The 12,525-nt window shown below is 66.0% G+C and carries 12 protein-coding genes; 4 read left to right on the top strand and 8 right to left on the bottom strand.

Going from position 1 to position 12,525, the window contains the following annotated elements; all coding sequences use genetic code 11:
• Positions 1-630 precede the first annotated feature (630 nt).
• The 4 genes from pssA to RA210_RS15940 all read right to left on the bottom strand — a co-directional run bounded on the left by pssA (position 631) and on the right by RA210_RS15940 (position 4,877).
• A complete protein-coding gene (pssA, locus tag RA210_RS15955) occupies positions 631-1,458 on the bottom strand; it encodes a CDP-diacylglycerol--serine O-phosphatidyltransferase (RefSeq protein WP_136490001.1) in 828 nt (275 codons plus the stop codon).
• A 139-nt stretch (positions 1,459-1,597) separates the two neighbouring features.
• A complete protein-coding gene (ilvC, locus tag RA210_RS15950) occupies positions 1,598-2,614 on the bottom strand; it encodes a ketol-acid reductoisomerase (RefSeq protein WP_136490000.1) in 1,017 nt (338 codons plus the stop codon).
• Positions 2,615-2,658: 44 nt separating this feature from the next.
• On the bottom strand, positions 2,659-3,150 hold the full coding sequence (gene ilvN, locus RA210_RS15945; RefSeq protein ID WP_136489999.1) for an acetolactate synthase small subunit: 492 nt from the start codon (positions 3,148-3,150) through the stop codon (positions 2,659-2,661).
• 2 nt (positions 3,151-3,152) lie between these two features.
• A complete protein-coding gene (locus tag RA210_RS15940; protein WP_201487268.1) occupies positions 3,153-4,877 on the bottom strand; it encodes an acetolactate synthase 3 large subunit in 1,725 nt (574 codons plus the stop codon).
• Between the two features lie 400 nt (positions 4,878-5,277).
• On the opposite strand from RA210_RS15940, the gene RA210_RS15935 reads away from it, so the two are divergent.
• Positions 5,278-5,712, top strand: coding sequence for a DUF4124 domain-containing protein (locus tag RA210_RS15935; protein ID WP_136489997.1), 435 nt, complete (start codon positions 5,278-5,280; stop codon positions 5,710-5,712).
• Positions 5,713-5,716: 4 nt separating this feature from the next.
• Here RA210_RS15935 and RA210_RS15930 read toward each other — a convergent pair whose 3' ends face one another.
• The 3 genes from RA210_RS15930 to mrcB form a co-directional block, all read right to left on the bottom strand.
• The gene (locus tag RA210_RS15930; protein WP_201487267.1) at positions 5,717-6,046 is read right to left on the bottom strand and encodes a YqcC family protein; all 330 of its coding nucleotides are present in this window, start codon (positions 6,044-6,046) and stop codon (positions 5,717-5,719) included.
• Entirely contained in the window at positions 6,046-6,717 is a 672-nt protein-coding gene (locus RA210_RS15925; RefSeq protein WP_201487266.1) for a tetratricopeptide repeat protein, read from the bottom strand. The genes RA210_RS15930 and RA210_RS15925 overlap by 1 nt, the downstream gene beginning before the upstream one ends.
• Before the next feature lie 88 nt (positions 6,718-6,805).
• Complete coding sequence (gene mrcB, locus RA210_RS15920; RefSeq protein ID WP_201487265.1) at positions 6,806-9,157, bottom strand: penicillin-binding protein 1B; 2,352 nt, start codon at positions 9,155-9,157, stop codon at positions 6,806-6,808.
• A gap of 115 nt (positions 9,158-9,272) precedes the next feature.
• Between mrcB and RA210_RS15915 the strand changes: the two genes are divergently transcribed.
• The 3 genes from RA210_RS15915 (at position 9,273) to RA210_RS15905 (ending at position 12,128) form a co-directional block, all read left to right on the top strand.
• Positions 9,273-10,814, top strand: coding sequence for a bifunctional aminoglycoside phosphotransferase/ATP-binding protein (locus tag RA210_RS15915; RefSeq protein WP_201487264.1), 1,542 nt, complete (start codon positions 9,273-9,275; stop codon positions 10,812-10,814).
• Between the two features lie 140 nt (positions 10,815-10,954).
• Positions 10,955-11,227 carry a TfoX/Sxy family protein gene (locus RA210_RS15910; protein ID WP_136489992.1) on the top strand — a complete coding sequence of 91 codons (273 nt, stop codon included), beginning with the start codon at positions 10,955-10,957 and terminating at the stop codon, positions 11,225-11,227.
• Between the two features lie 103 nt (positions 11,228-11,330).
• The gene (locus RA210_RS15905) at positions 11,331-12,128 is read left to right on the top strand and encodes a Crp/Fnr family transcriptional regulator (protein ID WP_136489991.1); all 798 of its coding nucleotides are present in this window, start codon (positions 11,331-11,333) and stop codon (positions 12,126-12,128) included.
• A 168-nt stretch (positions 12,129-12,296) separates the two neighbouring features.
• Here RA210_RS15905 and RA210_RS21865 read toward each other — a convergent pair.
• On the bottom strand, positions 12,297-12,525 hold a 229-nt coding region (locus RA210_RS21865; RefSeq protein WP_236574783.1), incomplete at its 5' end, for a hypothetical protein.

The following is a 12,525-nucleotide window of genomic DNA, read 5'->3' as shown; positions in this document are numbered from 1 at the left end:
TGTTAGGCCTGCCGCCAGCGTTCAATCTGAGCCATGATCAAACTCTTCAGTTCAAATCAATTCGGGTTTTGAGAAAACCCTAAACTTGGCTCAGCAATCGCAAAAAACTCTCGAATTCACGAGTGTTGCTTGTGATGCTGATAATCTTGCGACTGTCAGTCTTACCTCACAAGCACCCACACGAATTGCTTGATTCAACTTGTTAAAGAGCGTTTCGATCGATTCACTCAGCGTTTCCGCTTCGCCTCAACCGAGGCCGCGCATTCTACAGCAGCCTTTCAACCTGTCAAGCGTTTTTCGAAAATTTTCTTTCCGAATCAACCACTTGCGCTTCAGCGAAGAACTCAGCCACCGAAGCGAGGGAGATGAATCATACAGCAACCAGAGCCGCTGTCAACACCTCCGAACAACGCACCTTCAACCCGGAGACCGAAGACGCAGCAGGGAGACCACCCTGCACTTCCACCCCGATCCAAGCACTTGATTTACAAGGCTTTTCGATCAGCTTGCCGCTGGAAGTGGGGCGCATTATAGAGACATCGGCGACGACGTCAACGACTTTTTTGCAGAACCATTACACAGCCCATCAAGAATGGCGCCGACAGGCAGTCAGCACCATCCCTTCCAGCCCTACTCTGCCTGGCGACGGCGACGCACCTGCAGCAGACGCTGCACCGGCCCGGAGGCTGCATAGGCGAGGAAGATCAGCAGCAGGATCCGCGGCGGGTCGCTGAAGATCACCGCGAACACCAGAACCACGACCAGGATGGCCACGAAAGGTACGCGCCCCTTGAGGTCGAAGTCCTTGAAGCTGTGGTACTTGATGTTGCTGACCATCAGCGCTCCGGCCGCAGCCACCAGCAGGGCGAACAGCAGCACTACCAGCACTGGCATGTCGACGCCATCGACGCCGAAGTCCTTCAGTGCCCACACCGTACCGGCCACGACTCCCGCCGCAGCAGGACTGGCCAGACCGATGAAGTAGCGCTTGTCGACCTTGCCTATCTGGGTGTTGAAGCGCGCCAGGCGCAGGGCGGCGCAGGCCGCATAGATGAAGGCGACGGTCAGGCCGACATTGCCCAGGCCGGACAGCGCCCACTTGTAGGCCAGCAGCGCCGGAGCCAGGCCGAAGGCGACCATGTCCGACAGCGAGTCGTACTCGGCGCCGAAGGCGCTCTGGGTATTGGTCAGGCGCGCCACGCGCCCGTCCAGACCGTCCAGCACCATGGCCACGAAGATGGTGATGGCAGCGACCTCGAACTTGCCGTTCATGGCGCTGACGATGGAGAAGAAACCGGCAAACAGGTTGGCGGTGGTGAACAGGTTGGGCAGCAGGTAGACACCACGATGCCTGACCTTGCGCCCCTCGGCATCCTGCCCCTCCTCGACGTGCTCGTCGATCGGCAGCAGGCTCTCGCTTTCAGGCGCCTTGTTCGGCTCACCGGGTTGTTCACTCATGGGTACACACCTTAGATCGCAATGACATTTCGACCGGCCGGCAACGGATTCACGCCGCAGGCCGGCCACCCACGGTTTATAGCAGAACGACGGACAGAAAAAACGCGGCCGTAGCCGCGTCTTTTCCTCATCGCAGACCTTAGTTCTTGGTCTTGTCGACGATCTTGTTGGCAGCGATCCACGGCATCATGGCGCGCAGCTTCTCGCCGACCACTTCGATGCCATGGGCAGCGTTGTTGCGGCGGTAGGCGGTCATCGACGGGTAGTTGGCCGCGCCTTCGGTGATGAACATCTTGGCATATTCGCCGTTCTGGATGCGCTTCAGGGCATTGCGCATGGCAGCACGGGATTCGGCGTTGATTACTTCCGGGCCGGTGACGTACTCGCCGTACTCGGCGTTGTTGGAGATCGAGTAGTTCATGTTGGCGATGCCGCCTTCGAACATGAGGTCGACGATCAGCTTCAGCTCGTGCAGGCACTCGAAGTAGGCCATTTCCGGCGCGTAACCGGCTTCGACCAGGGTCTCGAAACCAGCCTTGACCAGCTCGACGCAGCCACCGCACAGCACGGCCTGCTCGCCGAACAGGTCGGTTTCGGTCTCGTCCTTGAAGGTGGTTTCGATGATGCCGGTACGACCGCCGCCGACGCCGCAGGCGTAGGACAGGGCAACGTTCTTGGCGTTGCCGGAAGCGTCCTGGTAGATGGCGACCAGGTCCGGGATGCCGCCGCCACGGACGAACTCGGAGCGCACGGTGTGACCCGGGGCCTTCGGCGCGATCATGATCACGTCGAGGTCGGCGCGCGGTACGACCTGGTTGTAGTGGATGGAGAAGCCGTGGGCGAAGGCCAGGGTGGCGCCCTTCTTCAGGTTCGGCTCGATCTCGTCCTTGTACAGGCGGCCCTGGAACTCGTCCGGGGTCAGGATCATCACCAGGTCGGCGGCAGCCACGGCTTCGGCGACTTCGGAAACCTTCAGGCCGTGAGCCTGGGCCTTGGCGACGCTGGCCGAGCCGGCGCGCAGGCCGACGGTCACGTCGACACCGGAGTCCTTCAGGTTGCAGGCATGGGCATGGCCCTGGGAGCCGTAACCGATGATGGCCACCTTCTTGCCCTGGATGATCGACAGATCGCAGTCTTTGTCGTAGTAAACGTGCATGGAAAACCCTCGGTTCAGTGCGGCCTCACGGGCCTGGTTCAAAATCAGATGCTGAGTGTCTTGTCGCCGCGGGCGATGCCGGTGACGCCGCTGCGGACCACTTCCAGGATCGACGTGGTGCCGATGGCCTGGATGAAGCTGTCGAGCTTGTCGCTGGTGCCGGCCAGCTGCACGGTGTACACGCTGCTGGTGACGTCGACGATCTGGCCGCGGAAGATGTCGGCGGTACGCTTGATCTCGGCGCGCTGGGCGCCGGTGGCCTTGACCTTGACCAGCATCAGCTCGCGCTCGATGTGGGCGCTTTCCGACAGGTTCACCAGCTTGACCACTTCGATCAGCTTGTTGAGGTTCTTGGTGATCTGCTCGATCACCTCATCCTGGCCGACGGTGGTCAGCGTCAGACGCGACAGGGTCGGGTCCTCGGTCGGCGCCACGGTCAGGCTTTCGATGTTGTAGTTGCGCTGGGAGAACAGGCCGACCACACGCGACAGCGCGCCGGGTTCGTTTTCCAGGAGCAGGGAAATGATGTGTCGCATGTTCAGGTGCGCTCCGTCTTGCTCAGCCACATGTCGCGCATGGAGCCGTCACGAATCTGCATCGGGTAAACGTGCTCGCTGGCATCCACCTGGATGTCCAGGAACACCAGGCGATCCTTGAGCGCGAAGGCCTCTTCCATCTTCGGCTTGAGGTCCTCGAGCCGGGTGATCTTCATGCCGACGTGGCCGTAGGCCTCGACCAGCTTGACGAAGTCCGGCAGCGAATCCATGTAGGAGTGCGAGTGGCGGCCGCTGTAGACCATGTCCTGCCACTGCTTGACCATGCCGAGGGCCTGGTTGTTGAGGGTGACGATCTTCACCGGCAGGTCGTACTGCAGGCAGGTCGACAGCTCCTGGATGTTCATCTGGATGCTGCCCTCGCCGGTGACGCAGGCCACGTCGACATCCGGGAAGTTCAGCTTGGCGCCCATGGCCGCCGGCAGGCCGAAGCCCATGGTGCCCAGGCCGCCGGAATTCAGCCAGCGGTTGGGCTTGTCGAACCTGTAGTACTGGGCGGCGAACATCTGGTGCTGGCCGACGTCCGAGGCGACGAAGGCATCGCCGCGGGTGACCTCGTAGAGGGTCTCGATCACGGTCTGCGGCTTGATGATGCTGCCGTCGCCCTTGTCGTAGGGGAACAGGCCGCGGTTGCCGCGCCACTCCTCGATCTGCTTCCACCAGCTGGCCAGGGCCTCCTGGTTCGGCTTCTGGCCGATTTCCTTGAGGATGGCCACCATCTCGGTGAGCACGCTGTCGACCGGGCCGACGATCGGCACATCGGCCTTGATGGTCTTGGAGATCGACGCCGGGTCGATATCGATGTGGATGATCTTGGCGTTCGGGCAGAACTTCGGCGCGCCGTTGATCACCCGGTCATCGAAGCGCGCGCCGACGGCGAGGATCACGTCGGCGTGGTGCATGGTCAGGTTGGCGGTGTAGCTGCCGTGCATGCCGAGCATGCCGAGGAACTGGCGGTCGCTGCCCGGATAGCCGCCGAGGCCCATCAGGGTGTTGGTCACCGGCAGGTTGAGCATGCGCGCCAGCTCGGTCAGCGGCGCCGAGGCATTGCCCATGATCACGCCGCCGCCGGAGTAGAGCACCGGGCGCTTGGCCGCCAGCAGCATCTCGGCCGCCTTGCGGATCTGCCCGGAATGGCCGCGCACGGCCGGACCGTAGGAGCGCAGCTTGACCTTCTTCGGGTAGACGTACTCGTACTTCTCCGCCGGGTTGGTCATGTCCTTGGGGAAGTCGACGACCACCGGGCCGGGACGACCGGACTCGGCGATGTAGAAGGCCTTCTTCAGCACCTCGGGGATTTCCGACGGGTGCTTGATGATGAAGCTGTGCTTCACGATCGGCCGGGAAATGCCGACCATGTCGGTTTCCTGGAAGGCGTCGGTACCGACCATGTTGCTCGGCACCTGGCCGGACAGCACCACCATGGGGATCGAGTCCATGTAGGCGGTGGCGATGCCGGTGATGGCGTTGGTCGCCCCCGGGCCGGAAGTCACCAGCACCACGCCGGCCTTGCCGGTCGCGCGGGCATAGCCGTCGGCCATGTGGGTGGCGGCCTGCTCGTGACGGACCAGGATGTGTTCGATGGACTTTTCCTTGAAAAGCGCATCGTAGATATGCAGGACGGCACCACCCGGGTACCCGTAGATGTACTTCACGCCCTCGTCGCGCAGGAAGCGGACGATCATTTCAGCGCCTGATAAAAGCTCCACGTTTCACCTCTAGAACGCCTGAGAAACACCCTCGAGAGGGCGACCGAAGTTCGGTTAACTGCCAGGCAGAGCATGGGCGACGGTAGTCGCCGGCGACGTCAGCTGCTGACTTAGCAAGTATCGGGAGCGCTCCTGGTGTTACGGAAAACTCCCACCCCGGCGCGAGGTAACGCGTGACAGGGCCTGGCTTGGGCGGCGCGGGTGTGCACCTCATGGTCTGCCGAGGAGCCACAGGATGGGCTCGCTACAGCGAATCGCAGATTGTTCGGATTCGCCACCGGCAAGTCAAGCCGAAGTTCACGGCACCGCGCCAGCCCGCCTGTGACCCAGCGCAGAATGGCAGCGCAGGGCTTTTGGGTATAGTTGTCGCCGGTTTCTCCGCGATAACAAGGACCCCTGCATGCGCCGCCACCTTCTCCTAGCCACCCTGCTGCTCGGTTGCGCTGGCGCCGCCAGCGCCGGACAGATCTACAAGTGGGTCGATGCCCAGGGCATCACCCATTTCACCGCCCAGCCACCGCAGGGCGGTGACGCCAGCCTGGTGCCGCCCGCCAAGCAGCCCCCGCATCCCGCCCCGGTCGCCGCCAGCGCGACGGCCAGCGAAGACGCCCCGCCCACGCAGGCGGAGATCGACGAGCGGGTACGCCGCGAGGTCGCGCAGAAGGAAAAGGAGCGCCGAGAATATTGCACCGCCCAGCGCACCAATCTGGCCCAGCTGCGCAACAGCCCGCGCCTGCTCATGAAGATTGACGGGGAAACCCGGCGGCTCACCGAGGAGGAGCGCCAGGCGAAGATCGCCGAGGCCGAGAAGGCCATCGGCGAGCACTGCGAATAGGCCGTCAGGCGCCCGCTGCCAGCAGGCGGTCGAACTCGTCGAGCAGGCGCAGCAGCACGGCCACCTGCTCGCCACGCGCCGCCCATACCACCTCCGCCATCGGCAGGAGCGCGCAGGCACCGGGCAGCGGCGCCTGCTGCTCGATGAGCATCTTCATCCGCGGCAGGAAGACCCACTGCAGCCATTCCTCGAAAGCCAGGGTATCCACGCAGAACGGCTCGATGCTGGCCAGGCGCTCGGCCTCGGGCGCCACCGCCGCCCACCAGCCCAGCCGGCGCAGCTCGCGCTCGATCAGCAGCAGCTGGTCGGCGACGACGGGGATACGCGCATCCATCACAACTGGACCTTGGCGCGCTGACGGGCCTGCGCCGCGCCCGCGGCATCACCCTGCTGCTCGCGCGCCCGCGCGATCACCTCCCACAGGCTGGCCTGCAGCGCCGGCCGGCCGCCCGCATAGGTCAGGCCGCGGCGAGCCAGCTGTTCGGCCTGGGCCGGATTGCCCTGGGCCAGGCGCACCTCGGCCAGGCGATAGAGCACCTGCGGCTCGCGCGGCGCGATGCGCTGGGCGCGCTCCAGGCTGGCCGAAGCGCCGGTGAGGTTGCCGCTGCGCTCCATCTGCTGTGCCGAAGTCAGCAGGGCCAGCACCGGCCCATCGAGACGCTCGTCCGCCGCCAGGGTGACCGAGGACGCCCCGGCCGGAGGCACATTGCTCACCGGCGGCTGAGCAACGAAGCCGCCCCCGGTGCTCAGCGGGGCACTGCCAACTGCCGCCGGATAGGTCTGGATCGGTGCACCGACGGCCTGCGGCACCACTGTCACCCCGGAGCCCTGCGGCTGCGCGCGCGGCGCCGCCTGCGGCATGCTGGCCTGCGGCCGGGCCACAGCCACGCCTCCCGGCCCCACCGGACGCCCTGCCTCCACCACCGGAATCGAGCCGCGCTGCACCGGCGTCGCACAACCCGCCAGAAGCAGCAGCGCCAGCGGCACCAACCAAACCTTGTTCACATCCAGTCCCCTTGCCAAGAAGTTTGCGTCACGGGCAGCCCTGCTGCCGCTCCCCCGGTTGGACACTGCGCAGCGGAACGAAGTGCCCTCACTGCTCCAGCCAGCCACGCACCCAGTCCATGACCTGCTGCGCCGGCTGCTGCAGCTCCTGCGGCAGGCCGCACGGCGGCCCCGCCGGCGGCTCGCTGCCGCGAATATACGGCATCTGCACCGCGCCCGGGCAGCTCGGATCGGAGCCCTGACCGCTGTAGGGGTCGACCCAGGCGCGGGTCACGTTGTCCGGCGGCGTGGTATCCAGCGGGGCCGGCACGGCGCGGCGCATGAAGCCGGTCCACACCTGCAGCGCGCCGGTGGCGCCGGTCAGCGGCGTCTTGCCGTTGTCGTCGCGGCCCATCCACACCACCGCCAGCAGATCCTGGCCGAAACCGGCGAACCAGCTGTCGCGCGAGTCGTTGCTGGTGCCGGTCTTGCCGGCCACGATCAGCGAGGACGGCAGCTGGTTGTACACCGAGCGCCCGGTGCCCTCGCGCATCACCCGGTACATCGCCTCCTGCACCAGGTGGATGGCGCCCGGATCGAAGCGCTGCTGCACCTCGTAGGGGTAGCCCTTGAGCGGCTCGCCGGTGGCGTTCAGCACGCTGCGGATGGCGCGCAGCGGAGTATTGAAGCCGCCGTTGGCCAGGGTCTGGTACATGGTCGCCACCTGCATCGGACTGAGCGAGCCGGCGCCCAGCAGCATCGACGGATAGGCCGGCCAGTCCTGCTCGACGCCGAGGCGGTTGACGGTCTTCAGCACACTGGGCACGCCCAGTTCGAGACCCAGCTTGGCGGTCGACAGGTTGTACGACTGCGCCAGCCCCTGGTAGAGGAAGATGGTGCCGTGGGCCTGGCGGTCGTAGTTCTTCGGCTGCCAGACCTGACCGTCGGCGGTCTTGATCGAGAACGGCTCGTCGGCCAGCAGGCTGGTCAGGGTGTACTGGCTGGGCTTCTCCAGGGCGGTCAGGTATACCGCCGGCTTGATCAGCGAACCGATCGGCCGCTGCGCGTCCAGCGCCCGGTTGAAACCGGCGAAGCGCGGCTGGCGGCTGCCGAGCAGCGCCTGCACCTCGCCGGTCTGCGGATTGGTCACCACCATGGCAGCCTCGACCTCGTCGACGCCCTTGCGGCTGCCCAGACGCTTGAGGGTGTCGGCCATCGCCGTCTCGGCCTTGAGCTGGAGGATCGGATCGAGGCTGGTGAAGATGCGCAGCCCTTCCTCGGTGAGATCCTGCTCGCGGTAGTCCTGGCGCAGCTGACGCTTGACCATGTCGAGGAAGGCCGGATAGGAGCTGTTGGCCAGACTGCCACGGCTGCTGACCTCCAGCGGCGCCTGCTTGGCCTTGGCCACCTCTTCGGCGCTGGCCACGCCCTGCTCGGCGAGCAGGTCGAGCACCAGGTTGCGCCGCTCGAGGGCGCGCTCCGGATAGCGCCGCGGATTGTAGTAGGACGGCCCCTTGACCATGCCGACCAGCAGCGCCACCTGATGCAGGCGCAGCTCGGACAGCGGCTGGCCGAAGAAGTACTGGCTGGCCAGGCCGAAGCCGTGGATCGCGCGCTGGCCGTCCTGACCGAGGAACACCTCGTTGAGGTAGGCCTCGAGAATCTGCTGCTTGTCGTAGTGCAGCTCCAGCAGCGGCGCCATCAGCGCCTCGGTGGCCTTGCGGGTCAGGCTGCGCTCGTTGCTGAGGAAGAAGTTCTTCACCAGCTGCTGGGTCAGGGTGCTGCCGCCCTGCACCAGCGCGCCGGAGCTGGCGTTGACCCACATGGCGCGGGCGATCGACTTGGGCGACACGCCGAAATGGTTGTAGAACTCGCGATCCTCTACGGCGATCAGGGTCTCCACCAGATACGGCGGCACCTCACCGAGCTGGATGAGGATGCGGTCCTCGTTGTGCGCCGGGTACAGCCCGCCGATCAGCAGCGGCTCGAGGCGCGCCACCGCCAGCTCGCCGCCGGCCTGGCCGAGGCCGGCCACCTGGTTGCCGGAGAAGCGCACGCGCAGCACCTGGGCCGGCTCGGCGCCCTCGTAGAACTGGAAGCCGCGGGTATGCAGCTCGACCTGGTTGCCGCTCACCGCCAGCTCGCCGGGGCCCTGCACCTTGCTGGCGCGCCGGTAGCCGAGCGCCTGCAGTTCGGCGAGGAAGTCCTCGCGACTCAGCTTGAGGCCGGTGAACAGCTCCAGCGGACGGGCATAGACCTTGGCCGGCACCGTCCAGCGCTGACCGGAAAACTTCTCCCGGACCACCCCGTCCAGATAGACCATCAGCACGGCGAACAGCGCCAGGCCGACCAGGCCGAGCCTGACCAGCCAGCGCAGCCACGGCCGGCCGGTGCTGGCCGGTTTCCGGCGGGAACGGGGATTGCGGGAGTTGCGTGGGGCGGGGGTACGGGATCTGCTCATGGCGCGGCATTATACGCACTTGGCGGCGGACGGATGAGACGCCCGGCGGTTTGCACGACCGACTGCAGCCGCCATAATGCGGGCCCAGCCATTTTTCCGACGAAAAGGACGCCCTGTGCCCCAGTCCCTGATCGAGGCCCTGCAGAATCCTGCCCTGTATCCGCACCCGGTGGAGGGCTTCGACGTCATCGAGACGCACATCTCCTGGGTTCTGCTCACCGGCCCCTACGCCTACAAGCTGAAGAAGCCGGTCGACTTCGGCTTCCTCGATTTCAGCAGCGCCGAGGCCCGCGCGCACTTCTGCCGCGAGGAGCTGCGCCTCAACCAGCGCACCGCCCCGGACCTCTACCTCGAGGTGCTGCCGGTCACCGGCAGCCTCGATGCCCCGCAGCTCGGCGGCGACGGCCCGATCCTCGACCACGTGCTGAAGATGCGCCAGTTCCCGCAGAGCGGCCTGCTGTCCAACGTGCTGGCCCGCGGCGAGCTGACGCCCGCGCACATCGACACCCTCGCCGAGGGCATCGCCGCCCTGCACGCCGAGGCCGCCCGCGTGCCGCTGGAGCATCCGCTGGGCAGCGCCGAGGCGGTGATGGCGCCGGTGCGGCAGAACTTCGAGCAGATCCGCCCGCTGCTCGAGGAGGCCGCCGATCTCGAGCAGCTGCGCCACCTCGAGGCCTGGGCCGAGGACACCTTCACCCGCCTGCAGCCGCTGCTCGAGCAGCGCAAGGCCGACGGCTTCATCCGCGAGTGCCACGGCGACATCCACCTGGCCAACGTCACCCTGCTGAACGAGCGTCCGGTGCTGTTCGACTGCATCGAGTTCAACGAGCCGTTCCGCCTGATCGACGTGATCAGCGACGCCGCCTTCCTCGCCATGGACCTCGAGGACCGTGGCCTCAAAGCGCTGGCCCGGCGCTTCATCAATGCCTACCTGGAGCACACCGGCGACTACCGGGGCCTGACCCTGCTGCCGTTCTACAAGGCCTACCGCGCCATGGTACGCGCCAAGATCAGCCTGTTCCGCCTGGCCCAGGAGCAGGACCCGGTCGAGCGTGCGGTGATCCTGCGCCAGTACCGCAACTATGCCGCCCTGGCGGAGAGCTACGCCGCCATCCCGGCACGCTTCCTGGCCATCACCCATGGCGTCTCCGCGGTCGGCAAAAGCCACGTGGCGCTGCGCCTGGTCGAAGCCTTCGGCGCGATCCGCCTGCGCTCGGACGTCGAGCGCAAGCGCCTGCACCCCGACGCCGCGCAAGCCGAGCTGTACTCGACCAGCGCCAGCGAGGCCACCTACGCTCGCCTGCACGCGCTGGCCGGCGACATCCTCCAGGCCGGCTTTCCGGTGGCACTGGACGCCACCTACCTCAAGCGCAGCCAGCGCCAGGCCGCCCAGGCCATGGCCGAGCTGACCGGCGTGCCCTTCCTGATCCTCGACTGCCACGCCCCCGAGGCGGTGATCGCCGCCTGGCTGGCCGAACGGCAGAGCGAGGGGCGCGATCCTTCCGACGCGACCCTGGCGGTAATCAAGGACCAGGAAGCAGGGCGCGAACCGCTCGATGCCGACGAGCAGGCCCACAGCGGGCGCATCGACACCCACGAGGCCGCCAGCCTCGACGGCCTGGTCGAGCGCATCCGTCGCCACCTGCCCGGCATCTGAAGCGCGTCACCACTGCCCCTGCAGCCCGCGACTGACGGTAGTCGCGGGCTTTCCGGCGCCGACTAGACTTCCCTGCAAGACGCCGAAAACGCGGAGTTGCAGGGCGTCCTCCGGTAGCGCCGGCGAGCAAGGGGGAAGGAATGAACGACGAGCTGCTGCAGATGAAGAACCTCGGCAAGACTTCGGCACTCTGGCTGCATGCCGTCGGCATCCACAGTGCCAGCGAACTGCGCCGTCGCGGAGCGGTCGCCGCCTACCGCGCGGTGCTGGCCCGCGGCTTCAACGCCTCGCGGGTGCTGCTCTACTCGATCGAGGGCGCCCTGCTCGACCGCCACTGGAGCGAGCTGAGCGACGAGCACAAGGCCCGCCTGCTGGCCCAGCTTGATGTCCAGGAACCACGCAACAAGAGCTAGCTCACAACCTCCACAGCAGCGAATTTACCTGGCGCGGCGAAAGCCCTATTGTCTACAGGCGCCTGGCGCCATCGTTCGAACTGCCCTTCAAGGAATCGCGCCCATGTATCTCACCGGCGAGCAACCGGCCTACGCCGATCAACTGATCAACCACCTGCAGAGCCTGCCCGCCCAGATGCTGGAGGGCCTCGAGCCTGCCGGGCCCGCGCTGGAGATCGCCGATCGGCCGGACGTGCTCGGCGCCCTGCCCGGCGACCAACTGTTCCTTGTCGAGAGCGGCCTGCTGCAGGCCAGCATCGACGAGCGCCCGGTGTTCTACCTCTGCGAGGGCGACCTGCTCGGCCTGCGCCAGGGGCTCGAACTGCCCGCCTGCCGCATCGGCTGCGAAGACCCGGTGCGCCTGCGCCCCTACGCACGCGCCGCCGCCTTCGCCCACATCCATGCCGACCCGCGGCGCCAGGAACTGCTCACCCAGTATCTCAGCGGCCAGATCGCCCTGCTCTCCGATGCCCTCGCCCGCCTGCGCCAGCCCGAACTGCGGCCGAGCACCGGCTTCCTGCACTTCGCCGCCGGCGAGGAACTGATCCACCAGGGTGACGAAGCCGACAACGTGTTCATCATCGTCGAAGGACATGCGGAGGCATTCGTCGACGGCCACCGGGTCGGCGACGTGCAGAAGGACGAGATCTTCGGCGCCATGGCGGTGTTCACCGGCGAACAGCGCAGCGCCACGGTGATCGCCAGCGAGCCCTGCACGGTGATGGCGATCCCCAAGGAACAGTTCGTCAGCCTGATGCACAGCAATCCGCGCATCGCCCACAGCCTGATCGAGAGCCTGGCCCGCCGCGTGCGCCTGCTCAATCAGGAGGTCACCCAGCTGCGCGACGAGCAGCCTGCCTGAAGCGCAGACGGTTAACGAGCCCAAGGCGAGCGGAGCAATCCGCTCGCCTTTTTTCATGCCAGAAAAAACAGCTCAAATGCGCTTGACTCTCAAATGAAAACAATTATCATCAACTCAGCTGGTCGCGAGACCGGCCGATAAACGAGAGATGGCAGTCGTTTCTCCGGTTTATCTCCTCATCAGGCTAATCACGGTTTCGACCCGGCACGCGCCGGGTCTTTTTTTGGTTCTTCGCGGGATCGTGGGGAAGAGCGGATTGACAGACAGGGAAGCAGGTAAATTGGCAGTCGCCAAACACACCAACGCCTGCCCCCTGCTGTCACCGTGCATCCTATTGATCTTGCTGCTTTCTGGCCAGGCTACGACGTTGTAGCCTGCAGCCATTCCGTCGAAAAAA

This window comes from Pseudomonas sp. OF001 (assembly GCF_904426495.1).
GTDB lineage: Bacteria > Pseudomonadota > Gammaproteobacteria > Pseudomonadales > Pseudomonadaceae > Geopseudomonas.
Note: the sequence above shows the minus strand (reverse complement) of the source record. Positions and strands in the feature narration are given on the sequence as shown.

Coding starts and splice junctions, on each gene's coding strand:
- pssA (WP_136490001.1), bottom strand. CDS start 1,458: ATGAGTGAACAACCCGGTGAGCCGAACAAGGCGCCTGAAAGCGAGAGC.
- ilvC (WP_136490000.1), bottom strand. CDS start 2,614: ATGCACGTTTACTACGACAAAGACTGCGATCTGTCGATCATCCAGGGC.
- ilvN (WP_136489999.1), bottom strand. CDS start 3,150: ATGCGACACATCATTTCCCTGCTCCTGGAAAACGAACCCGGCGCGCTG.
- RA210_RS15935 (WP_136489997.1), top strand. CDS start 5,278: ATGCGCCGCCACCTTCTCCTAGCCACCCTGCTGCTCGGTTGCGCTGGC.
- RA210_RS15930 (WP_201487267.1), bottom strand. CDS start 6,046: ATGGATGCGCGTATCCCCGTCGTCGCCGACCAGCTGCTGCTGATCGAG.
- mrcB (WP_201487265.1), bottom strand. CDS start 9,157: ATGAGCAGATCCCGTACCCCCGCCCCACGCAACTCCCGCAATCCCCGT.
- RA210_RS15910 (WP_136489992.1), top strand. CDS start 10,955: ATGAACGACGAGCTGCTGCAGATGAAGAACCTCGGCAAGACTTCGGCA.
- RA210_RS15905 (WP_136489991.1), top strand. CDS start 11,331: ATGTATCTCACCGGCGAGCAACCGGCCTACGCCGATCAACTGATCAAC.